Origin of the sequence: Terrabacter sp. NPDC000476 (assembly GCF_040300125.1) — a bacterium.
GTDB lineage: Bacteria > Actinomycetota > Actinomycetes > Actinomycetales > Dermatophilaceae > Terrabacter.
In genome coordinates this window covers 80,385-102,986 of record NZ_JBEPDF010000002.1, presented here as the reverse complement: position 1 = coordinate 102,986, position 22,602 = coordinate 80,385, and the positions used below count along the sequence as shown (strand labels likewise).

22 protein-coding genes and 1 tRNA gene are annotated in these 22,602 nt (G+C 71.3%); 10 read left to right on the top strand and 13 right to left on the bottom strand.

Annotated elements, in window-relative coordinates:
* Positions 1-21: 21 nt before the first annotated feature.
* The 6 genes from xylB to ABT295_RS12895 form a co-directional block, all read right to left on the bottom strand.
* A complete protein-coding gene (gene xylB, locus ABT295_RS12920; RefSeq protein ID WP_352394818.1) occupies positions 22-1,443 on the bottom strand; it encodes a xylulokinase in 1,422 nt (473 codons plus the stop codon).
* A complete protein-coding gene (locus ABT295_RS12915) occupies positions 1,440-2,960 on the bottom strand; it encodes a mannitol dehydrogenase family protein (protein ID WP_352394817.1) in 1,521 nt (506 codons plus the stop codon). Before ABT295_RS12915 ends, xylB begins: the two co-directional genes overlap by 4 nt.
* A gap of 47 nt (positions 2,961-3,007) precedes the next feature.
* A complete protein-coding gene (locus ABT295_RS12910) occupies positions 3,008-3,763 on the bottom strand; it encodes an SDR family oxidoreductase (protein ID WP_352394816.1) in 756 nt (251 codons plus the stop codon).
* Complete coding sequence (locus tag ABT295_RS12905) at positions 3,760-4,584, bottom strand: carbohydrate ABC transporter permease (protein ID WP_352394815.1); 825 nt, start codon at positions 4,582-4,584, stop codon at positions 3,760-3,762. Before ABT295_RS12905 ends, ABT295_RS12910 begins: the two co-directional genes overlap by 4 nt.
* A complete protein-coding gene (locus tag ABT295_RS12900) occupies positions 4,581-5,537 on the bottom strand; it encodes a carbohydrate ABC transporter permease (RefSeq protein ID WP_352394814.1) in 957 nt (318 codons plus the stop codon). Before ABT295_RS12900 ends, ABT295_RS12905 begins: the two co-directional genes overlap by 4 nt.
* A 102-nt stretch (positions 5,538-5,639) precedes the next feature.
* Positions 5,640-7,007, bottom strand: coding sequence for an ABC transporter substrate-binding protein (locus ABT295_RS12895; protein WP_352394813.1), 1,368 nt, complete (start codon positions 7,005-7,007; stop codon positions 5,640-5,642).
* 228 nt (positions 7,008-7,235) lie between these two features.
* Between ABT295_RS12895 and ABT295_RS12890 the strand changes: the two genes are divergently transcribed.
* From ABT295_RS12890 to ABT295_RS12875, 4 genes are all read left to right on the top strand, one after another.
* On the top strand, positions 7,236-8,246 hold the full coding sequence (locus ABT295_RS12890) for a helix-turn-helix domain-containing protein (RefSeq protein ID WP_352394812.1): 1,011 nt from the start codon (positions 7,236-7,238) through the stop codon (positions 8,244-8,246).
* Positions 8,247-8,404: 158 nt separating this feature from the next.
* Positions 8,405-9,967 (top strand): Re/Si-specific NAD(P)(+) transhydrogenase subunit alpha, encoded by a 1,563-nt coding sequence (locus tag ABT295_RS12885; RefSeq protein WP_352394811.1) that lies wholly within the window; start codon positions 8,405-8,407, stop codon positions 9,965-9,967.
* Positions 9,968-9,973: 6 nt separating this feature from the next.
* Entirely contained in the window at positions 9,974-11,362 is a 1,389-nt protein-coding gene (gene pntB, locus ABT295_RS12880; protein ID WP_352394810.1) for a Re/Si-specific NAD(P)(+) transhydrogenase subunit beta, read from the top strand.
* Positions 11,363-11,585: 223 nt separating this feature from the next.
* Positions 11,586-12,470, top strand: a complete 885-nt coding sequence (locus ABT295_RS12875) for a helix-turn-helix domain-containing protein (protein WP_352394809.1) — start codon at positions 11,586-11,588, stop codon at positions 12,468-12,470.
* On the opposite strand, the gene ABT295_RS12870 is transcribed toward ABT295_RS12875, so the two are convergent.
* From ABT295_RS12870 to ABT295_RS12860, 3 genes are all read right to left on the bottom strand, one after another.
* Positions 12,386-13,885: an amino acid permease gene (locus ABT295_RS12870; protein ID WP_352394808.1), complete on the bottom strand. Its 1,500-nt coding sequence runs from the start codon at positions 13,883-13,885 to the stop codon at positions 12,386-12,388. The two genes, ABT295_RS12875 and ABT295_RS12870, sit on opposite strands and share 85 nt — an antisense overlap.
* Before the next feature lie 80 nt (positions 13,886-13,965).
* Positions 13,966-14,853: a PH domain-containing protein gene (locus ABT295_RS12865; protein WP_352394807.1), complete on the bottom strand. Its 888-nt coding sequence runs from the start codon at positions 14,851-14,853 to the stop codon at positions 13,966-13,968.
* Between the two features lie 17 nt (positions 14,854-14,870).
* On the bottom strand, positions 14,871-15,041 hold the full coding sequence (locus ABT295_RS12860) for a hypothetical protein (RefSeq protein ID WP_352394806.1): 171 nt from the start codon (positions 15,039-15,041) through the stop codon (positions 14,871-14,873).
* A 158-nt stretch (positions 15,042-15,199) separates the two neighbouring features.
* On the opposite strand from ABT295_RS12860, the gene ABT295_RS12855 reads away from it, so the two are divergent.
* Positions 15,200-16,180, top strand: a complete 981-nt coding sequence (locus tag ABT295_RS12855; protein WP_352394805.1) for a small ribosomal subunit Rsm22 family protein — start codon at positions 15,200-15,202, stop codon at positions 16,178-16,180.
* A gap of 49 nt (positions 16,181-16,229) precedes the next feature.
* Here ABT295_RS12855 and upp read toward each other — a convergent pair whose 3' ends face one another.
* Positions 16,230-16,868 (bottom strand): uracil phosphoribosyltransferase, encoded by a 639-nt coding sequence (gene upp / locus ABT295_RS12850; protein WP_345508044.1) that lies wholly within the window; start codon positions 16,866-16,868, stop codon positions 16,230-16,232.
* Between the two features lie 17 nt (positions 16,869-16,885).
* On the opposite strand from upp, the gene ABT295_RS12845 reads away from it, so the two are divergent.
* From ABT295_RS12845 to ABT295_RS12835, 3 genes are all read left to right on the top strand, one after another.
* Positions 16,886-17,389, top strand: coding sequence for a nucleoside deaminase (locus tag ABT295_RS12845; protein WP_352394804.1), 504 nt, complete (start codon positions 16,886-16,888; stop codon positions 17,387-17,389).
* A gap of 10 nt (positions 17,390-17,399) precedes the next feature.
* A tRNA-Ser gene (locus tag ABT295_RS12840) sits at positions 17,400-17,489 on the top strand.
* 112 nt (positions 17,490-17,601) lie between these two features.
* Positions 17,602-18,438, top strand: coding sequence for a helix-turn-helix transcriptional regulator (locus tag ABT295_RS12835; protein ID WP_352394803.1), 837 nt, complete (start codon positions 17,602-17,604; stop codon positions 18,436-18,438).
* Positions 18,439-18,442: 4 nt separating this feature from the next.
* Here the strand turns inward: ABT295_RS12835 and ABT295_RS12830 are convergent, their stop codons facing one another.
* Positions 18,443-18,739, bottom strand: a complete 297-nt coding sequence (locus ABT295_RS12830; RefSeq protein ID WP_352394802.1) for a hypothetical protein — start codon at positions 18,737-18,739, stop codon at positions 18,443-18,445.
* 135 nt (positions 18,740-18,874) lie between these two features.
* Positions 18,875-20,473: a helicase HerA-like domain-containing protein gene (locus ABT295_RS12825; protein WP_352394801.1), complete on the bottom strand. Its 1,599-nt coding sequence runs from the start codon at positions 20,471-20,473 to the stop codon at positions 18,875-18,877.
* Positions 20,474-20,523: 50 nt separating this feature from the next.
* Here ABT295_RS12825 and ABT295_RS12820 point away from each other — a divergent pair, with 50 nt between their 5' ends.
* The gene (locus tag ABT295_RS12820; RefSeq protein ID WP_020145941.1) at positions 20,524-20,820 is read left to right on the top strand and encodes a type II toxin-antitoxin system VapB family antitoxin; all 297 of its coding nucleotides are present in this window, start codon (positions 20,524-20,526) and stop codon (positions 20,818-20,820) included.
* 45 nt (positions 20,821-20,865) lie between these two features.
* Positions 20,866-21,402 (top strand): LytR C-terminal domain-containing protein, encoded by a 537-nt coding sequence (locus ABT295_RS12815; RefSeq protein WP_352394800.1) that lies wholly within the window; start codon positions 20,866-20,868, stop codon positions 21,400-21,402.
* Between the two features lie 119 nt (positions 21,403-21,521).
* Here the strand turns inward: ABT295_RS12815 and argF are convergent, their stop codons facing one another.
* A complete protein-coding gene (gene argF, locus ABT295_RS12810) occupies positions 21,522-22,529 on the bottom strand; it encodes an ornithine carbamoyltransferase (protein ID WP_352394799.1) in 1,008 nt (335 codons plus the stop codon).
* Positions 22,530-22,602 lie beyond the last annotated feature (73 nt).

Sequence of the window (22,602 nt, the reverse complement as noted above, 5' to 3'; positions counted from 1 at the left end):
GTCCCGCGCCCGCGTCGGTCGTCAGCGGCCGTGCGTGCGCGCGAGCAGGTCGCGGTAGCGCGCGACGACCTCCTCCTGCTCCTGCTCGGATCCCGGCGCGACCTCGTGCTCGGCCTCGATCCCGGCCTGCCAGGTGGGCGGCTCGGCCGCACCCGAGAGGGCCCACGCCGCCTGCCGGGCCGCCCCGATGCCGACGTACTCGCCGGGCGCGGGCACGGCCACGGGTGCGCGGAAGAGGCCGGGTGCGAGCTCCCGGACGGCTCGCGACGCGGAGGCCCCGCCGATGAGCAGCACCCGGTCGACGCGCACGCCGTGGTCGCGCAGGGCGTCGACGCCGGCGACGAGGTTGCAGAGCATCCCCTCGACGGCTGCCCGGGCGAGGTTCTCCGGGGTGGCGTTCGCGCGGGTGAGCCCGCCGAGGGTGCCGGTGGTGTCCGGAAGGTCGGGGGTGCGCTCGCCGTCGAGATAGGGCAGCAGCGTCAGGCCGTCCGCGCCCGGGCGAGCCTGCAGGGCGAGGCGGTCGAGCTCGGCCAGGTCGACCCCGAGCAGGGCCGCGGCCGCGCCGAGCACCCGCGCCGCGTTGAGGGTGCACATGAGGGGCAGGTGGTGGCCGGTCGCGTCGGCGAAGCCGGCGACGGCGCCGCTCTCGTCGCGGATCGGCGCCTCGCTGCGGGTGAACACCGTGCCGCTCGTGCCGAGCGAGACGACGACGTCGCCGGGGGCGGTCGTCAGGCCCAGGGCCGCACCCATGTTGTCACCGGTGCCGGCGGCGACGAGGACGCCGTCGGCCGTGCGCCCTGCTGCCGCCGCGGGCGAGAGCACCTCGGGCACGTCGACGACGCGCCCGAGCGACCGCTCGAGTAGGTCGAGGCGGTAGTCGTTGGTCGAGGCGGACCAGTAGCCCGTGCCCGAGGCATCGCCGCGGTCAGTGCTCCACCGCTCGAATCCCTTGCCCTGCTTGAGGATGCGTCCGGTCAGCCAGTCGTGCGGCAGCACGACGCGGGCGACCCGTCGCGCGGCGTCGGGCTCGTGCTCGGCGAGCCAGCGCAGCTTGGTCACGGTGAAGCTCGCCACCGGAACGCTGCCCACGGCATCCACCCACGCCGCCACGCCGCCGAGCTCGTCCACGAGGTCGCGGGCGGCGTCGGCGCTGCGGGTGTCGTTCCACAGGAGGGCGTCGCGCACGACGACGTCGTCCTCGTCGAGCGTCACCATCCCGTGCTGCTGGCCGCCGACGGCGAGCGCCGCGACCCCGTCGAGGACCCCGTCGCCGGTCGCCTCGACGTAGGCGTCCCACCAACGGTCCGGGTGCACCTCGGTGCCGTCGGGGTGGGGCGCGCGGGAGGTCCGCACGACCTCGCCCGTGTCGGCGTCGCAGACGACGACCTTGCTCGACTGCGTGGAGCTGTCGACCCCGGCGACGAGGGTGCGGCCGTCGGTCATGCGCCGACCTTGCTGCTCCAGCTCTGCAGCGTCGCGCGAGCGCCCTGGTCGTGCAGGGCCGCGAGCGCCTCCGTGTAGGCCGCGGTGAACCGTGCGTCGTCGGCGAGGCCGCCGAAGAGGTCGCGGTCCCGCAGGAAGGCCAGTGGGTCCTGACGCTGCCGCGAGGCGGCCGCCATGACGCGGTCCTTGATGCGGTCGACGACCTCGATCGGCTCGCCCTGCTCGTCGACGCCCTCCGCGTAGCGGGCCCAGGAGGCCACGACGAGCGCCGAGCGCTCGACGTCCCCGCCGGTCTCGAGGTTGCGCACGATGACGGGCACGAGCCACTTGGGGATCCGGTCGGAGCTCTCGGCGCAAAGGCGCGCGAGCGTGTCGCGCACCTCCGGGTTGGCGAAGCGCGCGATGAGCTCGTGGCGGTACGCGTCGAGGTCAACGCCGGGCACCTCGGGCAGGGTCGGGCTGCCCTCGTGCTCCATGTAGCCGAGGAGGAAGTCGACGAAGAGCGGGTCCTGGCACACCTCGTGCGCGTAGCGGTAGCCGGCGAGGTAGCCGAGGTAGCACAGCGCCTGGTGGCTGGCGTTGAGCAGGCGCAGCTTCATCAGCTCGTAGGGCACGACGTCGTCGACGAGCTGCACCCCCGACTCCTCGAGCGGCGGACGTCCGTCGGTGAAGTGGTCCTCGAGCACCCACTGGGTGAACGGCTCGCACACGACCGGCCAGCCGTCCTCGACGCCGAACTCCGTTGCGAGCCGGTCGATGTCGTCCTGTGCGGTGACCGGGGTGATCCGGTCGACCATGGCGTTCGGGAACGACACGTGCTCGTCCATCCAGTCGGCGAGGCCCGGGTCCGCGAGCCGCGCGAAGGCGGTCATCATCCGTCGCGCGACGTCACCGTTGCCGGGCAGGTTGTCGCACGACATGACGGTGAACGGCTCCTCGCCCGCGGCGCGGCGGGCCGCGAGGCCCGCGACGACGTAGCCGAACACGGTGCGGGGGGTGGCGCCCGGCTCGAGGTCGGCCACGATGGCGGGGTCGGTGGCGTCGAACTCGCCCGTCACCTGGTTGACGAGGTAGCCGCCCTCGGTGATCGTCAGCGACACGATGCGGGTGCGGGGGTCGGCGAGCCGGTCCACGACCGCCTGCGGGTCGTCGGGGGCGAAGAGCATCTCGACGATGCTGCCGACGACCCGGGCCTCCCGGTGGCCGTCGGGGTGCTTGACCACGAGGGTGTAGAGGCCGTCCTGGGACGTCAGCGTGTCGACGATCCGCCGGTCCTGGGGGAGCGCGCCCACGCCGCAGATGCCCCAGTCGAGCCCGTGGCCGGCGTTCATGAGCCGGTCGAGGTACATCGCCTGGTGCGCGCGGTGGAAGCCGCCCACACCGAAGTGCACGATGCTGGCCGTCACGGCGCCGCGGTCGTATGCCGGTCGCCCCACCCCGGGCGGCAGGGCGGCGAGGTTGCCGGCGGTGAGGCGGACCGGCAGGGCCGAGGGGGCGGAAGGGGGCGTGCTGGACATGGGTCCTCCAGGTGTCTCGAGGGGGCGCGGCGACGGGTGGGGTGGCTTCAGTGGGCCTCGGACATGCTCCACATCGTCCACAGCTCCGTGCGCATGCGTCTCGGCTGGGTCAGCGTGTAGCCGACGGCCCGGGCGATGTCGCCCGGCTCCATGAAGTCGCCGTCGGCCGGGTCCCGGTCGCCGAAGCGCCCGTCGGCCGCCGCGAAGGGGGTGTTGACGCCGGCCGGGGCGATGGTCGTCGTGCGGATCAGCTCGGACCGCAGCTCGCGGTCGAGGGCGTAGCCGAGGTTGATCTGCGCGGCCTTGGTCGCGGCGTACACGGCCTCCTTGCCCCCGCCGATGAGCAGTCCGGCGACGGACCCGATGATGACGAGGTCCCCGCCCCCGCCCTGCTCGCGGAACCGGCGCACGGCCGCGCGGGCCAGCCACACCGTGCCCTTGACGTTGACGTCGACCATGAGCGACACCTCGTCCGAGGAGTAGTCGAGCACGCCGCCGTAGAAGCCGACCGCCGCGTTGGCCACGACGGAGTCGAGCCGGCCGAAGGAGCGCACCGCGGTCGCCACGAGCTCGTCGGCGGTCGACTCCTCCCGCACGTCGCCGACGGCGAGGGCGAGGCGGTCCTCGCCCCAGTCGGCCCGCAGACCCGCGAGCGCCTCGGCGCGCACGTCGCCGGCCACGACCCGGCCACCGGCCTCGAGCACGAGGCGGGCGATCGCGCCGCCGATCGCGCCGCCGGCGCCGGTGACCGCGACGACCGTGTCGGTGAGGTCACGCGTGTGGTCGGTGGAACCCGCCGTCACTTGATCGCTCCCATCGAGAGGCCGCGGACGAGCTGCTTCTGGGCCACCCAGCCGGCGACGATGACCGGCAGGGCCGCGATCGTCGCGGCGGCGGAGAGCACGGCGAGGAACTGGCCGCGCCCGTCGACGAAGCTGCCGAGGAAGGGCGGCGTCGTGCGAGCGGCCGAGCTCGTGAGGAGCAGGGCGAGGAAGTACTCGTTCCAGGCGAAGATGAAGCTGATGAGGGCGGCCGCCGCCACCCCCGGCAGTACGAGCGGCAGCACGATGCGCACGATCTCGCGGAACATGCCGGCGCCGTCGACCCGGGCCGCCTCGATGATCTCGAACGGCACCTCGAGCAGGAACGAGCGCATCATCCAGACGGTCACGGGCAGGTTCATCGCGCCGTAGACGACGGCGAGGACGTAGATGTTGTCGAGCAGGCCGACCGTCTTGAAGATCATGAAGAGCGGCAGCACGATGGCGGCGAGCGGCATGAAGCGCGTCGAGATGAAGAACGACAGCGAGTTCTCGACGTTCTTGACGCGGCGGATCGACAACGCGTACGCCGCGGGGATGGCGAGCAGCACCGAGATGACCGTGGAGGTGACGGCCGCCGTCAGCGAGTTCTGCAGGTAGCCGGCCATGCCGCGGTCCATCGCGAGCTGGTAGCCCTCGGTGACGGGCTTGAAGAAGAACGTGGGGTTGATCGACGAGGCGAGCGACTCCGGCTTGAACCCGTTGAGGAACATCCAGAGCACGGGGAAGAAGAAGACCAGGACGAGGATCCAGGTGACGAGGGTGGTGAGGGCCGCGCGGGCCGACCTGTTCGAGCCGTTCATCGGCTTCCTCCTGCCATGAAGACCTTGAAGACGCTCTTGAGCGCGATGGTGGCGACGATGATGGTGAGCAGCACGGTCACGACGCCGTATGCCGCTGCCTGCCCGACGTCGAGGCCGATGAAGGCCCGCTCGTAGAGGAGGTAGGCGAGGGTCTTCGTGCCGCCGGTGCCCTTGGTGAGAATGGCGATCGGGTCGAAGACCTGCAGGATGATGACCGAGCCGAGCAGCACGCCGATCTCGATGTACATCCGCAGGTGGGGCAGCGTGATCCACGTGAAGGTGCGCCAGGGGCCGGCGCCGTCGACCTGGGCCGCCTCGAGGATGCCCTTGTCCTGGCCCTGCAGGCCGGCCAGCAGGATGAGCATCATGAACGGGGTGAACTGCCACGTCAGGACGATGACGACCGTCATCATCGGGTGCTCGGTGCTCCACGAGACGACCGGCAGGTGCAGGGTCCGGAAGAGCCAGTTGAGCATCCCGATGTTCGTGTCGAACATCGAGTACTTCCAGATGAGGGCGGCCGCCGCCGGCATGATGAGGAACGGCGTGATCATGAGCGTCCGGGCCAGCGCCCGCCCGGGGAACTTCCGGTCGAGCAGCACCGCGAAGAGGAGCCCGAAGAGCACCGCGAGCGTGACCGAGAACGCCGTGATGAGCACGGTGGCCACGATGGAGGGCCACAGGTCGCCCGAGGTGAGCGCGCTCGTGTAGTTGTCGAACCCCGCGAAGGCGCGGTCGTTCGGGTAGAGCAGGTTCCACTTCGTCAGGGAGAACCCGATGGTCGTCAGGAACGGGATCTGCGTCAGCAGGACGAGGAAGATGACGGCCGGGAGCAGCAGGCCCCGGTTGCGCCAGAGCTCCTTGCGCTGCACGCGGCGCTTGTCCGTCGCCGTGATCCCCTGGACGTTCTCGAGCTCGGTCGGTGTGGTCGGTGTGGTCGTGGTGGTCGTCATGTCGGCACTCCCTCGTGCGACGTCGGGTGGGCGCTACGGGTGGGCGGAGGGTGGTGCCGGGGCCGGTCCGGGCCGGCCCCGGCACCACGGGTCACGAGGAGGTCACTTGTTCTTGTGCTTGTCGCCGGCGGCCTGGGCGATGCTCTGGCACTTGCCGAGGGCGTCGTCGATGGTGCCGCGGTTGGCGAGGTAGTCAGCGACGAGCTGGGCGCACTGGTTGCCGACGTCCTGGAACTCGGGGATCGAGACGTACTGGATGCCGACCCAGCCCTGCGGGTTGACGCCCGGCTGCTTCGGGTTCACCGAGCTCATGACGTCGAGGGTGATCGGCGCGTAGGCCTTGGCGGCGTCCTTGTACTCGGGCAGCTCGTACGTCGAGGTGCGCGAGCCCGGAGGCACGTTGGACCAGCCGATCTTCGTGCCGACGAGCTTGATGTAGTCCTTGCTCGTGGCCCACTTGACGAACTTCAGCGCCGCGTCCTTCTGCTTCGTCGACGCGGGGATCGCGAGGTTCCAGCTCCAGAGCCAGCCCGACTCCTTCGTCTTGACGACGGGCATGTGGGCGTAGCCCATCTTGCCCTTGACCGGCGAGTCGGCGGCCTCGAGCATCGAGGCGGCCACGGAGGCGTCGGCCCACATCGCGGCCTTGCCCTCCTTGAGCGCGGTCAGGCACTCGTTGAAGCTGTACGAGACCGGGTCCTTCTCGCCGGAGGTGTCGAGCATCGTCTTGTAGAACCCGACGGCCTCCTTCCACTCCGGGGTGTTGACCGTGGCGTTCCAGTCCTTGTCGTACCAGTTGCCGCCGAAGGTCTGCACGACCGTGGTGAGCGGCGCGAACAGGTCGCCCCAGCCGGGCTTGCCGCGCATGCAGATGCCCGCCATGTCGGCCGAGTTCACCTTCTTGGCCGCGTCGGCGACCTGCTGCCAGGTCGGGTTCTGCGACAGGGTGACGCCGGCCTTGTCGAGAACCTCCTTGTTGTACATGAGGATCGAGGACTCGCCGTAGAACGGGACGGCGAAGAGCTTGTTGTCGAAGGTGTTGACGTCACGCACCGGGGGCAGCAGGTCGGCCACGTCGTAGGACGAGTCCGACTGGAGGTCGGGGGTGAGGTCGACGAGCCAGCCGTTCGCCCCCCACTGGGGCGTCTCGTAGGCGCCGATGGTGACGATGTCGTACTGGCCGGCGCCGCTCGCGACGTCCGCCGTGACGGCGGCGCGGAGGTCGCCCTCCTCCATGACCTGGAAGTTGACCTTGACGCCGGGGTTCGCCGACTCGTAGTCGGTCTTGAGCTTCTCCATGTCCTTCATCTGGCCGTTGTTGACGGTGGCCAGGTTGAGGGTGACGGATCCGCCGGCCGCACCGGTCGACCCGCTGCCCGACTGCACGGCGCCGGACGAGCAGGCGGTCACCGTCATGGCCACCGCCACAGCCCCCGTCCCGAGCGCGAGCACGCGCTTGTTCGCAAGCATTCCTAACTCCTTTGGTAGGCAAACTCTCGTTCCACGGCCCGAGCCCGGGCGACGACGTCCTTGACTGGAACTTGCCGGAACGGTAATGACGCGGCGGTGGCGCCAACAAGGACCATGAGCACGCTGTCGTTGATACGATTTTTCCGGGAGGCTCGGCCGGCACGACCGCATCGGCGGCTGTCACGCACGAGTCGGCGACGACGAGGTCCGACACCGGCGGGGGGCGGCATGAATTCGTATCGATCGGGTGAGCTGCCCGGACGGGGAACGGCCGCCCCGGGCGAGCCAAGTACCAGTGCGCCCGCCTCCGCCCTCCAGCTGGGCGCGCCGATCCGGCGCGAGGTCATCCCGCCCCACCCGCAGGCCTCGGTGCGCGTGCTGACGCACGACTTCCCGAGCGAGATCTGCGGCTGGGGCTACCACCCCGAGTACGAGATCCACCTCATCACCAAGACGCGCGGCAGCTTCATCGCCGGCGACCACATCGGCACCTTCGCGCCGGGGCACGTCAGCATGCTCGGCCCGAACCTCCCGCACGACTGGGTGAGCGACCTCGCGGACGGGCAGGTCGCCGTCGACCGCGACGCCGTCATCCAGTTCAGCGACGAGTGGCTCCGCGGCGCGATGGAGCTGTTGCCCGAGCTCGCCGAGGTGACCGAGGTGCTGCAGCGCTCGACGCGCGGCCTCGTCTTCTCCGGCGCGACGGCGTGGCGGGCGGCCGAGACGATCCTCGCCTGCGTGCACAGCCACGGTGTCGAGCAGCTCGGCCACCTCTTCAAGCTGCTCGCCCTCTTCGCGCACGCCCCGGCCGACGACTACGAGCTGGTGGCGAGCGAGTGGGTCGGCCGCCCCACCGACCCCGCCTCCCGGGACGCGGGCGAGGCCGGGCTCAGCTACATCCTCGAGAACCTCACGGGCGACATCCGCCTGTCCACGGCGGCGCGCCTCGCCTTCATGTCGGAGCCGACGTTCTCGAAGTACTTCAAGAACGCCACGGGCATGACCTTCTCGAACATGGTCAAGAAGCTGCGGATCGCCTACGCCCGCCGCCTGCTCGACACGACGGAGGACTCGGTGGCGCAGATCGCCGAGATGAGCGGCTACCACAACATGGCCAACTTCAACCGGCAGTTCCTCGCGGAGGTGGGCACGACCCCGAGCGCGTACCGCCGGCTCGAGTCCGACCAGAAGCCGCCGCCCGAGCTCTTCAGCCTCGGGCTCCGCGCACCGTCGCACTGAGGCCGTCCCGAGCGGGACGTGCTGCCCACCATCAGAGACGGACGGGCCGGGTTGCGTGTCATTTGTGTGACGTGACCGGCAGGGACTGCCGGAGGGCGAGGTGGTGCTCTAGGTTCGGGAGCCAAGTGCCCCCGACCGTGAGAGCGAAGGAGCCCAGCGTGCAGATCGGTGTCCCCCGTGAGACCCGCGCCCGCGAGACGCGTGTCGCCGCCACGCCCAAGACCGTCGAGCAGCTCGTCGGGCTCGGCTACGAGGTCGCCGTCGAACGCGGCGCGGGCGAGCGCGCGAGCTTCTCCGACGAGGCGTATGCCGCCGCCGGCGCCCACGTCGTCGACGCCGAGCAGGCCTGGGGCTCGGACGTCGTGCACAAGGTCACCGCGCCGTCGGACGAGGAGGTCGCGCGGCTGCGGCCCGGTGCGGTGCTCGTCTGCCTGCTCGCCCCGGCGCTCGCGCCCGAGCTGGTCGAGAGGCTGCGGGCCGCCGGGGTGACGGCCATGGCGATGGACGCGGTGCCACGCATCAGCCGCGCCCAGTCGCTCGACGTGCTCTCGTCGATGGCCAACATCGCCGGTTACCGAGCCGTCGTCGAGGCCGCGCACGAGTTCGGGTCCTTCTTCACCGGGCAGGTCACGGCCGCCGGCAAGGTGCCACCTGCCCGCGTCCTCGTCGCCGGCGCCGGCGTGGCGGGCCTCGCGGCCATCGGCACGGCCCGCTCGCTCGGGGCGGTGGTGCGCGCGACGGACGCCCGCGCCGAGGTCGCCGAGCAGGTCGAGTCGATGGGTGCGGAGTTCCTCGCCGTGCAGCTGCCCGAGGTCGACGAGGCGGCCCGGTCGAGCGACGGCTACGCCAAGGAGATGGGGGAGGAGTACAACCGGCGCGCGGCCGAGCTCTACGCCTCCCAGGCGCCCGAGGTCGACATCGTCGTCACGACGGCCCTCATCCCGGGGCGCCCGGCGCCGCGGCTGATCACCGGCGAGATGGTCGCCTCCATGAAGCCCGGTTCGGTCGTCGTCGACATGGCCGCGAGCAACGGCGGCAACGTCGAGGGCTCCGTGGCCGACGAGCTCGTCGTCACCGCCAACGGGGTGAAGATCATCGGCTACACAGACCTCGCGTCCCGGCTGCCGACGCAGGCGTCGCAGCTCTACGGCACCAACCTCGTCAACCTCATGAAGCTGCTCACCCCCGGCAAGGACGGCCGGCTCGTCCTCGACCTCGACGACGTCGTGCAGCGCACCATGACGGTCGCGCGCGACGGCGAGCTGCTCTGGCCCCCGCCCGCCATCCAGGTCAGCGCCGCCCCGACCGTGCAGAGCGCGAAACCGGTGGCCGCCAAAGAGCCTGAGCCACCGAAGGACCCGCGAAGGAAGTACGTCGCGATGCTCGTCGGAGCGATCGTCTTCGGCGTCATCGCCGCCGTCTCGCCGGCGAGCTTCCTCGGGCACTTCACCGTCTTCGCGCTCGCGGTCGTCATCGGCTACTACGTCATCGGCAACGTCCACCACGCCCTGCACACGCCGCTGATGTCCGTGACGAACGCGATCAGCGGCATCATCGTTGTCGGGGCCCTGCTCCAGATCGGCTCGGCCGCGTCGACGGGCGGGACGAGGGGCTCCGTCATCCTCGTCCTGGGATTCGTCGCGGCCCTTCTCGCGAGCATCAACATCTTCGGTGGCTTCACCGTGACCCGCCGCATGCTGACGATGTTCCGGAAGGGCTGAGCGCACATGGACATCGCACTCATCTCGGCGGCATACATCGTCGCGGCCCTGCTCTTCATCATGTCCCTCGCCGGCCTCTCGAAGCACGAGACGGCCCGGGACGGCAACGTGCTCGGCATGGTGGGCATGGGTCTCGCGCTCGTGGCCACCCTGTGGCTGTCGCTGCGCGGGGCGGCGTGGTCGGCCTGGGTCCTCATCGCCGTGGCCATGGCCATCGGGGCCGCCATCGGCATCGCCCGGGCCCGCAAGGTCGAGATGACCGGCATGCCCGAGCTCATCGCCATGCTCCACTCGTTCGTCGGCGCGGCGGCGGTGCTCGTCGGCCTCAACACCTTCGTCGCGACCTCGGGGGTCGTCGGGCTCGAGGGGGAGGCGGTGCACCTCGTCGAGATCTTCCTCGGGGTCTTCATCGGCGCGGTCACCTTCACCGGGTCGATCGTCGCGTTCCTCAAGCTGTCGGCGCGCATCTCGAGCAAGCCGCTCATGCTGCCGGCCCGGCACTGGCTCAACCTCGCCGCCCTGCTCGTGTCGGCGGGCCTGCTCGTGTGGTTCGTGGCCGCGCACTCGATCGTGCCCCTGCTGGTCATGACGGCGGTCGCGCTGGCCTTCGGGTGGCACCTCGTCGCCTCGATCGGTGGTGGCGACATGCCCGTCGTGGTCTCGATGCTCAACAGCTACTCGGGCTGGGCGGCGGCCGCGGCCGGCTTCATGCTCGGCAACGACCTGCTCATCGTCACGGGCGCCCTCGTCGGCTCCTCGGGTGCCTACCTCTCCTACATCATGTGCCAGGCGATGAACCGCTCGTTCGTCTCGGTCATCGCGGGCGGCTTCGGCTCCGACGGCACCGTGAGCGACGCGGACGTCGACTACGGCGAGCACCGGGAGACGACGGCCGCGGAGGTGGCCGAGCTGCTCAAGAACGCGTCCTCGGTCGTCATCACGCCCGGCTACGGCATGGCGGTCGCGCAGGCGCAGTACCCCGTCGCCGAGCTGACGGCGAAGCTGCGCGAGCGCGGCGTCGACGTGCGCTTCGGCATCCACCCGGTCGCCGGCCGGCTGCCCGGTCACATGAACGTGCTGCTCGCCGAGGCCCGCGTGCCCTACGACATCGTGCTCGAGATGGACGAGGTCAACGACGACTTCCCCGATACCGACGTGGTGCTCGTCATCGGCGCCAACGACACGGTCAACCCGGCCGCCGCGGAGGACCCGACCTCGCCCATCGCCGGCATGCCGGTGCTGCAGGTCTGGAACGCCCACGACGTCATCGTGTTCAAGCGCTCGATGAACGCCGGCTACGCGGGCGTGCAGAACCCGCTCTTCTTCCGGGACAACTCGGCCATGCTCTTCGGCGACGCCAAGGAGCGCGTCGAGGACATCATCAAGGCGCTCTGACGCCGGGCCCGAGCGGCGGCGGAAGGGTGGGGGAGCTCTCCCATCGGGACCTGCTCCGATTCTCGGAGCAGGTCGGGCCGGCACGCGTTCACCTCGGCGGTCACCTCGGCGGTCACCGTGCCGTTCACCTCGGCGCTCACCTCGGGCTCTCCAGGGCTGTCACCGGCGGCTGTCACGATCGGTGTGCACGGGGCGGGCGCGGTGGACCGATGGGAGCGGACCGGTGGGTGACACGCAGCGGCAGGAGCCGGCGGGGGACGTCGGCGGTGGGGCGGGCGCCGAGGCCTTCGACGGCGCCCGCTTCATCGTCCGCGCGCGTCGGTTGGCAGACCTGAGCCAGCGCGAGCTGGCGGACGCGCTCGGGGTCTCGCGCGCGGCGATCGGCCGCCTCGAGTCAGGGGCGGCGCGGGTCGAGACCGGCACGCTCTCGGCGATCCTCGCGCTGGCCGGCCTGCGGCTCGCCGTGCTGGACGGTGCGGGGGCCGAGGTCGCACCGGTCCCGGTCGACGTCCTGCGCGACCGCGCGGACCGGCGGTTCCCCGGCCACCTCGACGCGCGACCTCCGGTGGACGCGCCCTCGGACCGGGTCCACCCTCGGCGCGGCGTTCCCGAGCCCCGGGGGTGGTACCACCAGCGTCCGTCCCGGGCCCGTCGACGGGCGATCACCGGCACTCCCGCCGACCACCCCACCGTCAGCGGGCTCCGCGAGGCCCGCCGGGCGGCGTACTGGCAGGGCGTCGCGCAGGCGGAGGCCCGTCGGGCCCTCGACCCCGAGCCGGAGTGCTGCTGCTTCGACGGCTGCTTCGAGCTCGCCTGCCGGGACGACTGCCCCTGCCAGTGCGAGCCGGACCGCCGGGGCGCCCTGCACCGGGAACCGTACGTCGGCGACTGGACAGACCACGCAGCGCGGAACGGCGGGCAGCCCGTGGGACGCACGCAGCCCGCCCGTGAGGTCACGGGCGGGCTGCGTCGTGCTCGAACCGTCGTGCTCGAACGCTCGAACCCTCGAACGCCGTGCGTGGGTCAGCGCTCGCTGAGCACCTCGGGGGCGCCGCGGGTGCCTTCCTCCTCCTCGCCGGTCGCCAGCTTGCTGTGGTGGCGCGAGTAGAGGAAGTAGATGCCGAAGCCGAGCGCCATCCACACGACGAAGCGGATCCACGTCTCGATGGAGAGGTTGAGCACGAGGTAGAAGCAGGCGAGCGCCGACAGGTAGGGCACGACCGGGTTGCCCGGCACCTTGAAGGCCCGCTTGAGGTCGGGGCGACGCTTGCGCAGGATCGGGATGGCGAGCGAGACGAGCATGAACGCCGTCAGCGTGCCGATGTTGACCATCTCCTCGAGCTTGCCGATCGGCGTCAACGAGGCGATGAGGGCGACGACCGTGCCGATGATGAGCGTCAGCTTGATCGGGGTGCCCGTGCGCTCGCTCGTGCGGCCGAGGCTGCCGGGGATGAGGTGGTCGCGGCTCATCGCGAAGGTCACGCGGGTGGCGCCGATGATGAGCGTCATGACGACGGTCGTCAGACCGGCGACCGCGCCGGCGGAGATCAGGGTGGCGAAGCCGTCACGACCGACGTTCGTGAACGCCGTGGCGAGCGCGGCCTTCGGGTCGATGTCCTTGTAGTTCTGCATGCCGGTGATGACGAGCGTCACGGCCACGTAGAGGACGGTGCAGATGGCGAGCGAGCCGATGATGCCGCGGGGCAGGTCGCGCTGCGGGTTCTTCGCCTCCTCCGCCGTCGTGGCGACGACGTCGAAGCCGATGTAGGCGAAGAAGACGATGGCCGCGCCGGCCATGATGCCGAGCACGCCGTAGGTGGCCGGGGTCATGCCGGTGATCACCTGCAGGAGCGGGGTCGTCAAGCCCTGCGCGGCCTCACCCGGCTGCGACGGCGGGATGAAGGGCGACCAGTTGTCGCGGTTGATGAACTGGATGCCCGCGAAGATGACGAAGAGCACGATGAAGAGCTTGACCCCGACGAGCACGAGGTTGACCCGCATCGACTCCTTGATGCCCTTGGCGATGAGCAGCGTCAGGGCGGCGATGAGCAGGAAGGCCGGCAGGTCGAAGACCGACCCCGGCCCCACCGATTCCGGCCAGGTCACGCCCAGCTGGTCGAGGAGCGTCACGAAGTACTGCGACCACCCCTGCGCGACCACGCTCGCGCCGAGCATGAGCTCGAGCAGCAGGTCCCAGCCGATGATCCAGGCGACGAGCTCGCCGAGGGTCGCGTAGGAGAAGGTGTAGGCGGAGCCGGAGATCGGCACGGTCGACGCGAACTCCGCGTAGCAGAGGGCGGCGAGGCCACAGACGATGGCGCCGACGACGAACGACAACGCGATCGACGGGCCGGCGTAGTCCTTCGCGGCCCTTCCGGTCAGCGTGAAGATACCGGCGCCGATGATGACGCCGATGCCGAAGACGGTGAGGTCGAGCGCGCTCAACGTCCTCTTCAGCTTGTGGTCGGCGTCCTCGGCCGAGGCCATCGAGGCCTCGATCGACTTGGTGCGGAACACGCTCATGCTGACCTCCGAGCGGGTCGGTGACGGGCGGATCACCACAAACTAGCGGGGGACGGGCCTCCCGGCGAGCCCCGCTCCGGTCAGTCTCGGGGCGGGGGCCAGATCGGGCCGGTGTCCGCGCCGCGCCGGCGGCGCTTGATGTCGTCGCTCTCGTAGACCGTCTCGCCCTCGGGGACGTCCCGCCCCGGCTGTCGTGACCCGCGGGCGGGCCGGGTCGGCCGCTGGACCGGCACGGCCCGCGAGTACGAGTCGAGGCGGTCCTGGATCGGGTTGTGGGTGCGGTGCACGTCGGGGAAGCCCTCGCCGGACCGCGTGACCGGGCCTGGCTGCGGGGCGGAGGGGCCGGCTGACCCGCCGGACCCGCCGGACCCGCCCGGCCCCCCGATGTCGCCGATGTCGTCGAAGTCCTCGGGGTCGCCGAAGTCGCCCGAGCCCACGGAGCCGGCGGGGCGGCTCGACGGCTCGATGTGGAAGATCTCCGCGCAGATGTCCCGGTAGGTCTGGTCGGGGTCCGGCACCCACTTGATCTCGCGGAGGGCCTGGTCCTGCCCGGCGCTCTCGAGGACGAACTTGCCGTAGCCGAGGAACTGCCCCGGGATGGAGCGGACGTAGCTCATGTCCGTCACCTTCTGCAGCGGCATCATCGCCACCTTGTGGCTGATCAGGCCGTAGCGCAGGAGCAGGCGCTTGTCCGTCGCGACGAACCAGTGCTGGCTCCAGTCGATGACGCACCAGACGAGCCGCGCGAGCAGCACGAAGAAGAGCCACCAGACGATGGTGCCGATCGTCTGCGTCGAGCGCGTGACGTTCGAGTCGACCCAGACGGCCACGACGAAGCCCGCGAGCAGCGACGCGACCGGCTCGGCGAGCTTGGTCCAGTGGGCGCGCACCGCGGTGACGAGGCGCTCCCCGGGCAGCATGATCGGCGCGAGCCCCGTCGGGACCTCGAGGCTGCGTCGGGCTGCCATGGCGTCGGCCGGGACCGTCAGCGGTTGAGCAGCGAGTTGAAGAACCTCAGGATCGCGTTGAACCCGTCGACGATGACACCCCAGATGTTGCTGACGATGTCCGCGGCCTTGTCCGGTGAGGTGAAGACGGCGTAGACGAAGAACGCGAGCACGAGGATCAGGAGGATCTTCTTGGCCTTGGGGCCCATGGGGTGTCGCTCCTTGGAGGAAGGTGGGCCGGGCCGCGCGGACGGCCTGGTGGCACAGGTGTGCGACCAGTGTGCCGCACGGGACGGGTGGGGTCGCGCACCCCCGCCCGCGTGTCCGGGGCGGGTGGGCGGCCCGGACAGCGGCTACGCTCCGTCGCGTGTCGCGAACCCCGCCGTATGCCGCCGACCTCCGGGCCGCGCTGGCCCGGGTCTCGCGCGGGGTGGACGAGCGCGAGCTGGCTCGCGCGACCGAGGTGCTCGTCAGCCGGTACCGCTCCGTCGCGCCGGCGGGCGCGCCGATCCTCGCCTCCGACGTGCACGTCGCGGCGTACGCCGCCTACCGGATGCCGGCCACCCACGCCGCGCTGGGCCGGGTGCTCGGCGAGCTGGCCGACCGTGGCCTCGCGCCCAGGACCATGTTCGACCTCGGTGGCGGCACCGGTGCGGCCGCCTGGGCGGCCGCCGGCGCCTTCGACGAGCTGGAGCGCGTCACCGTGCTCGACCAGGTGGAGGCCGCGCTCGCGCTCGGCCGTCGGCTCGTCGAGGGCGCCGCGGCTCCCGCGCTGGCCGCGGCGAGCTTCGCCCGTGCCGTCGCGGGTCGCTGGCCCGAGGCCGACGTCGACCTCGTCACCGTCTCCTACGTGCTCAGCGAGCTCGACGAGGGCGAGCAGCAGACCCTGGTCGCCGACGCGATGCGGCGTGGCGGCTGCGTCGTCGTCGTCGAGCCCGGGACGCCGGACGGCTACGCCCGCGTCATCCGAGCCCGGGACGCCCTGCTGGCAGCCGGGTGGCACCTCGTCGGCCCGTGCCCGCACTCGGCGGACTGCCCTCTGTCGCAAGGGGACTGGTGCCACTTCGCGGCTCGCGTCAACCGCTCGGCCGAGCACCGCCGGCTCAAGGGCGCCGAGCTGTCCTACGAGGACGAGAAGTTCTCCTGGGTGGCCGCCGTCGCCCCGGGCACGCCTGCGCCCGAGCCCCGTTCGGGTCGCATCCTGCGCCATCCCCTGAAGCGCAAGGGGTTCGTCGAGTTCCAGGTGTGCCGGCCCGACGGCACGGCCGGTCGCGAGGTGGTGTCGAAGAAGGCCGGTGAGCGCTACCGCGAGGCGCGCGACGCCGAGTGGGGCGACCTGCTGCCCTGAGCGGACGGCATACGGCGGGGGCGTGCGGGCAGAAGGTCGCCCCGACGGCTCAGACGACGCCGTATAGGCGGTCGCCCGCGTCGCCGAGGCCGGGCACGATGTAGCCCTTCTCGTTGAGCTTCTCGTCGATGGTGCCGAGCACGACCTTGACGGGGATGTCGCTGTCGGCCAGCTCGTCCTCGAGGTGTTTGATGCCCTCGGGGGCGGCGAGCAGGCAGACGGCGGTGATGTCGCGCGCGCCCTTGGCCGTCAGGTAGTCGATGGCCATGACGAGCGTGCCGCCCGTGGCGAGCATCGGGTCGAGGATGAAGACCTGGCGGTCGGTGAGGTCGTCGGGGAGGCGGTTGGCGTAGGTCGAGACCTCGAGCGTCTCCTCGTTCCGGATCATCCCGAGGAAGCCCACCTCGGCGCTCGGCAGCAGCTTGACCATGCCGTCGAGCATGCCGAGGCCGGCGCGGAGGATCGGGACGATGATCGGCTTGGGGTTCGAGAGCTTGATGCCCGTCGTCGGGGCGACGGGCGTCTCGATCTCGAACGGCTCGACGCGGACGTCGCGCGTCGCCTCGTAGGCCAGCAGCGTCACGAGCTCCTCGGCGAGGCGCCGGAAGGTCGGGCTGTCGGTCCGCTTGTCGCGCAGGTAGGTCAGCTTGTGGGCGATGAGCGGGTGGTCTGCGACATGGACGTCCATGGGTGGAAACTTATCGCGTGGCGAAGCGATCCGACTCCCCCGACGAGCGTGCCGTGCCCACGCCCGAGACGTATGCGGCCTGGATGGGGCAGGCCCTCGACCTCGCGGCGGCCACGGCGCGCTCGCAGGACGTGCCTGTCGGCGCGCTCGTCGTCGCGCGCGACGGCGGCGTCGTCGGGCGCGGCCACAACGTGCGGGAGGAGCGTGGCGACCCGACGGGGCACGCCGAGGTCGTCGCCCTGCGCGAGGCGGCGGACCGGCTGGGCACGTGGCGGCTCGACGGGTGCACCCTCGTCGTGACCCTGGAGCCCTGCGTCATGTGCGCCGGCGCGGCCATGGCGGCGCGGGTCGAGCGGGTCGTCTTCGGCGCGTGGGACCCCAAGGCCGGGGCGTGCGGCTCCGTGTGGGACCTGACGCGCGACCGGCTCGCCACGCACGCCGTCGACGTCGTCGCGGGGGTGCGCGCCGAGGAGTCGGCGGCCCTGCTGGTCGATTTCTTCGAGGGCCGCAGGCTCGGGTAAGGTCTCTCCCGGTGGCGTGTCCGAGCGGCCTAAGGAGCACGCCTCGAAAGCGTGTGTGGGGGTGACTCCACCGTGGGTTCAAATCCCACCGCCACCGCCAGAACGACGCAGGACCCGACATGCTTCACCGTCGGGTCCTTCGTCGTTCCATCGAACGCGACGGGTCCACCGCCACGGCCACCGACCGCCACCGCACTGGCAGGATGAGCGCCATGACCACGGACGTCCCCCTCAGCGTGCGCACGCCCTCGCCCCTCGGTGAGTTCCTGCGCGCCCGGCGCCACGAGCTCGCCCCCGAGGAGGTCGGCATCAAGCGCGCCAAGGGCCGTCGCCGGGTCGGGCTCAGCCGCACGGAGGTCGCCGAGCTGGCCGACATCTCCGTCGCCTACTACGACATCATCGAGCGCGGCCGTGACCTGCGCCCGAGCAAGAGCGTGCTCGACGGCCTCGCCCGGGCGCTCAAGCTCAACGCCGACGCGCGCGCCCACCTGCACGCCCTCGCGAGCGGCACGCCGTCGCGCCGGCCCTCGGACCAGGAGGAGCTCACCGAGGAGCTCGAGGAGATGCTCGACGCCCTCGACCCCAACCCGGCCTACGTCGTCGGTGCCAGGTGGGACGTGCTCGGGGCGAACCACACGGCCTGCCAGCTCTTCACCGACTGGGAGGGCAAGCGCGCCAAGCGGGAGCGCAACCTCCTGTGGTTCTACTGCTGCGACCCCGCCGCGCGCACCCTCTTCGTCGACTGGGAGCAGGAGGCGGCCGACCAGCTCGCCCTCTTCCGCGAGGCGTACGCGCGCCACCCCGACGACCCGTCGTTCACGCGGATCCTCGACGAGATCTTCCGCGCGAACCCCGCGACGGTGGAGTGGTGGGAGCGGCACGACACCGACCCGACCCGCGGGCGCACGAAGCGGATCCGCCTCGCCAACGGCGAGGTCGTCCAGCTGCGCCAGCTCGTGCTTCAGGTGCTCGACGAGCCCGACATCCGGATCATCAGCTACTTCGCCGACGTCGACGGCGACCTCGACGACGTCGAGCTCGACGCCTGACCGGTCAGTCGATCGTCTCCGAGGGGGTGTCGGTCGAGGGGTGCGGCACGTCCGTCACCTGGGCGGCGTGCGAGGAGACGACGTAGGCGTTGCCCTGCGCGATCTCGTCGGCGACCGCGTCGAGCCACGGCTCGGGCCGCGTGCCGAGCCCGTTGCTCTCGATGGCTGCGGTCAGGGCCTCGACGACCTCGGGCTGCGACCGACCGCCCTCGCGGACGAGGTCGTTGATGATCGTCTGGAGGCGCGCCTCCCTGGAGCGCGCGACGTCCTCGAGGTCGCGCTCGCTCGGCATGTCCGTCATGGCAGTCCCGTCCCGGCAGCCACGAGGGGCACCGGTGCGTGCCCAGCGGTCGTGACCGCGTCTACCAGTCGCGTACCCGCCCGTGTCACCGCGTCGGCGGCTTGTCCAAGGTGGTGACCGGGTGGGGCAGCGGCCTCAGCGCTTGCGGGTGCCGAACAGGCTGCGGGTGATCTCGCGGCCGATGACCGTGCCGGCCGAGCGCAGCATCGAGCGGAAGGCGGAGCTGCCCGCGACCTGCTGGAGCAGGCCCGGCTCCTCCTTGGGCGCTCGCGTCGCGCGGGGCTCCAGGGCCGGCGCGCTGGGGGCGGGAGCGGGGGCGGGCGCGGGGGCGCTGGGAGCCGGCGTCGCCGGGACCGCCTGCAGGCGCTGCGCGAGCAGCTCGTAGGCGGACTCGCGGTCGACGACCGCGGCATACTTGCCCGCGATCGCGGAGGCGCCGATGACGGCATCCATCGTCGGGGTGGGGGAGGGGTCCATGAGGGAGTTGGGCGCCTTCATCCGCGTCCACGCGACGGGCGTGGGCACGCCCCGCTCGGAGAGCACCGTCACGACGGCCTCGCCGATGCCGAGGCTCGTCAGCAGCTTCTCCATGTCGTAGGCCGTGTGCGGGTAGGTCGCGATGGCCTGCTTGAGCGCCTTGGCGTCGTCGGGGGTGAAGGCCCGAAGCGCGTGCTGGACGCGGTTGCCGAGCTGGGCGAGCACCCCGGCGGGCACGTCCTTGGGCGACTGCGTCACGAAGAAGACGCCGACGCCCTTGGAGCGGATGAGGCGCACCGTCTGCTCGATGGCCTGCAGGAACGCCTTGCTCGCGTCGTCGAAGAGCAGGTGCGCCTCGTCGAAGAAGAAGACGAGCTTGGGCTTGTCGACGTCACCCTCCTCCGGCAGGTCGTGGAAGAGGTCGGCGAGCAGCCACATGAGGAAGGTCGAGAAGAGCTGCGGGCGGTCCTGCACCTGCGGCAGCTCGAGGCACGAGATGATGCCGCGCCCGTCGGCCGCGGTGCGCAGCAGGTCGCTCGTCTCGAACTCGGGCTCGCCGAAGAAGTCGCCGGCGCCCTGGTCCTCGAAGGTGATGAGGTTGCGCAGGATGACCCCGGCGGTCGCGCTCGAGAGGCCGCCGAGCTCCTTGAGGTCGGCCTTGCCCTCGTCGGACGTCAGGTGGCTGATGACCGCGCGGAGGTCCTTGAGGTCGAGCAGCGCCAGGCCGTTCTTGTCGGCGTAGTGGAAGATCAGCCCGAGGCTGCTCTCCTGCGTGTCGTTGAGGCCGAGGACCTTGCTTAGGAGCGTCGGGCCGAAGCCGGTGATCGTCGCGCGGATCGCGATGCCGTCGCCCTTGCCGCCGAGCGTGAAGAACTCGGTGGGGTATGCCGTCGCCGTCCACGGCATGCCGACGTCGGCCGCGCGGGCGGTGATCTTCTCGCCGCCCTCGCCCGGCGTCGCGAGCCCGGAGAGGTCGCCCTTGAGGTCGGCGAGGAACACGGGGACCCCGGCGTCGGACAGCTGCTCGGCCATCAGCTGGAGGGTCTTCGTCTTGCCCGTGCCGGTGGCGCCGGCGACGAGGCCGTGCCGGTTGAGCACGCTGAGCGGGATCTGGACGGGCGCGTCGGCGTGCGCCACCCCGTCGACGACGGCCGCGCCGAGCTTGAGCACGCCCCCGTCCGCGAAGGCGTATCCCGCGCGGATCTCGTCGATCTGCGTGCTGTCAGGGCTCTCCGGTGATGCCGCGCTCTGGGTCACGGCTCGACTCTAGTCGGCGGCGTCCTGCCCGGGCTGTCTATGCTGACCCGGTGATTTTCAAGGCCGTCGGAGACTCCCGCCCCTATCCCGACCACGGGCTCGAGACGACGAAGGACTGGTCGAACGTGCCGCCCCGGGTGGTGCAGCTCGGCGAGCTCATCACGACGAAGAGCACCCTCGACCTGCGCGGCCTCCTCGCCGACGACTCGACCTTCTACGGCGACCTCTTCCCGCACTGCGTGGAGTGGGAGGGCGAGCTCTACCTCGAGGACGGCCTGCACCGGGCCCTGCGCGCCGCGCTGCAGCAACGTCCTGTCCTTCACGCCCGAGTCCTCGTACTCTCCTGACACGAGGCGGCGCCACCGTGGCTGCCCACGACCGAAGGAGGGCGGATGCCGAACGCCGGTGACGCCGACGAGCGCCGCTACGGCGTGCGCCGTCAGCGCCGATCGACGATTGTCATCGCGATCGTCCTGCTCGCCCTGGGCGGCGCGTTCTACTACGCGTCGACCTACTTCCGCGACACGACGCCCCAGCCCGGCCCGTGCACGACGGTGCCGCCCGTCGACCCGCTGCGGCCGGCGGACGTCAGCCTCAACGTCTACAACTCGACGAACCGCAGCGGTCTCGCGGCCGCGGTCGCGAAGGGTGCCCGCACCCGCGGCTTCACGGTGAAGGCCATCGGCAACGACCCCAAGGACGCCGGCGTCAAGCAGGTCGCTCAGATCCGGTTCGGTCCGGAGGGTGCGGCCTCGGCGCGCCTGCTCAAGGCGCACGTGCCGCAGGCCGTCTACGTCAACGACAAGCGCAAGGGCGACACGGTCGACCTCGTCGTCGGCCAGGCCTGGAAGAGCTTCGGCAAGGTGCCGGTGGTGGCGACGCCCACCCAGACGCTGCGCCAGTGCCCGACGATCACCGTCGAGGGCTGACCCCTCGAGGCGCTCGCGCGCCCCGGGTCGTGCTCGGTCCGGCCGTGCGGCTCCGGTCCCACGACATGTCACGGGACCGGAGCCGGGTCGCGGGACCGAACGCACCACGCGGGACCGGGTCAGAGCTGGACCATCGTGGCGACCATGAGCGCCTTGATGGTGTGCATCCGGTTCTCGGCCTGGTCGAAGACGACCGAGGCGTCCGACTCGAAGACGTCGTCGGTCACCTCGAGCTCCTTGAGCCCGAAGCGCTCGTGCACGTCGACGCCCACCTTCGTCTCGAGGTCGTGGAAGGCGGGGAGGCAGTGCATGAAGCGCACCGAGGGGTTTCCGGTCAGCGCGAGCAGCTCGGCGTTGACCTGGTAGGGCATGAGCAGGGCGATCCGCTCGGCCCAGACCTCGGCCGGCTCGCCCATCGACACCCAGACGTCGGTGTGCACGAAGTCGACGCCACGCACCCCCTCCGCCACGTCCTCGGTCAGCGTGACGCGCGCGCCGGTCTCGGCGGCATACCTCCTCGCGACGGCCACCACGTCGTCGGCGGGCCACAGCGACCGCGGCGCGACGATGCGCACGTCCATGCCGAGGATGGCGCCCGTCACGAGCAGCGAGTTGCCCATGTTGAAGCGCGAGTCGCCGACGTAGGCGTACGCGATCTCCGCGTCGGGCTTGCCCGCGTGCTCGCGCATCGTCAGCGCGTCGCAGAGCGACTGCGTCGGGTGCCAGTCGTCGGTCAGGCCGTTCCAGACCGGCACGCCGGCGTGGGCGCCGAGCGTCTCGACGACGTCGTGGCCAGACCCGCGGTACTCGATGCCGTCGTAGAAGCGGCCGAGCACGCGCGCGGTGTCCTTGGCCGACTCCTTGTGACCCATCTGCGAGCCGCTCGGGTCGAGGTAGGTCGTGCTCGCGCCCTGGTCGGCCGCGGCCACCTCGAAGGCGCAGCGGGTGCGCGTCGAGGTCTTCTCGAAGAGCAGCGCGACGTTCTTGCCGGCGAGGCGCCGCTCCTCCCGGCCCTCCCGCTTGGCGGTCTTGAGGTCGGCGGCGAGGTCGAGCAGCGCCCGGAACTCCTCCGGCGTGAGGTCGATCTCCTTGAGCAGGTTGCGGCGGTGAAGTGCGGCGAGCGACATGACCGGATGCTTTCAGGCGCGGTCGGCGCGCGGCAATCCGGTCTCAGGTCGCCGATTTCTTGGGCGGGGCCTG

Excerpts from the sequence above, each read along its gene's own strand:
- xylB (WP_352394818.1), bottom strand. The coding sequence starts at position 1,443 with ATGACCGACGGCCGCACCCTCGTCGCCGGGGTCGACAGCTCCACGCAG.
- ABT295_RS12915 (WP_352394817.1), bottom strand. The coding sequence starts at position 2,960 with ATGTCCAGCACGCCCCCTTCCGCCCCCTCGGCCCTGCCGGTCCGCCTC.
- ABT295_RS12905 (WP_352394815.1), bottom strand. The coding sequence starts at position 4,584 with ATGAACGGCTCGAACAGGTCGGCCCGCGCGGCCCTCACCACCCTCGTC.
- ABT295_RS12900 (WP_352394814.1), bottom strand. The coding sequence starts at position 5,537 with ATGACGACCACCACGACCACACCGACCACACCGACCGAGCTCGAGAAC.
- ABT295_RS12895 (WP_352394813.1), bottom strand. The coding sequence starts at position 7,007 with ATGCTTGCGAACAAGCGCGTGCTCGCGCTCGGGACGGGGGCTGTGGCG.
- ABT295_RS12890 (WP_352394812.1), top strand. The coding sequence starts at position 7,236 with ATGAATTCGTATCGATCGGGTGAGCTGCCCGGACGGGGAACGGCCGCC.
- pntB (WP_352394810.1), top strand. The coding sequence starts at position 9,974 with ATGGACATCGCACTCATCTCGGCGGCATACATCGTCGCGGCCCTGCTC.
- ABT295_RS12870 (WP_352394808.1), bottom strand. The coding sequence starts at position 13,885 with ATGAGCGTGTTCCGCACCAAGTCGATCGAGGCCTCGATGGCCTCGGCC.
- ABT295_RS12865 (WP_352394807.1), bottom strand. The coding sequence starts at position 14,853 with ATGGCAGCCCGACGCAGCCTCGAGGTCCCGACGGGGCTCGCGCCGATC.
- ABT295_RS12860 (WP_352394806.1), bottom strand. The coding sequence starts at position 15,041 with ATGGGCCCCAAGGCCAAGAAGATCCTCCTGATCCTCGTGCTCGCGTTC.
- upp (WP_345508044.1), bottom strand. The coding sequence starts at position 16,868 with ATGGACGTCCATGTCGCAGACCACCCGCTCATCGCCCACAAGCTGACC.
- ABT295_RS12835 (WP_352394803.1), top strand. The coding sequence starts at position 17,602 with ATGACCACGGACGTCCCCCTCAGCGTGCGCACGCCCTCGCCCCTCGGT.
- ABT295_RS12830 (WP_352394802.1), bottom strand. The coding sequence starts at position 18,739 with ATGACGGACATGCCGAGCGAGCGCGACCTCGAGGACGTCGCGCGCTCC.
- ABT295_RS12815 (WP_352394800.1), top strand. The coding sequence starts at position 20,866 with ATGCCGAACGCCGGTGACGCCGACGAGCGCCGCTACGGCGTGCGCCGT.
- argF (WP_352394799.1), bottom strand. The coding sequence starts at position 22,529 with ATGTCGCTCGCCGCACTTCACCGCCGCAACCTGCTCAAGGAGATCGAC.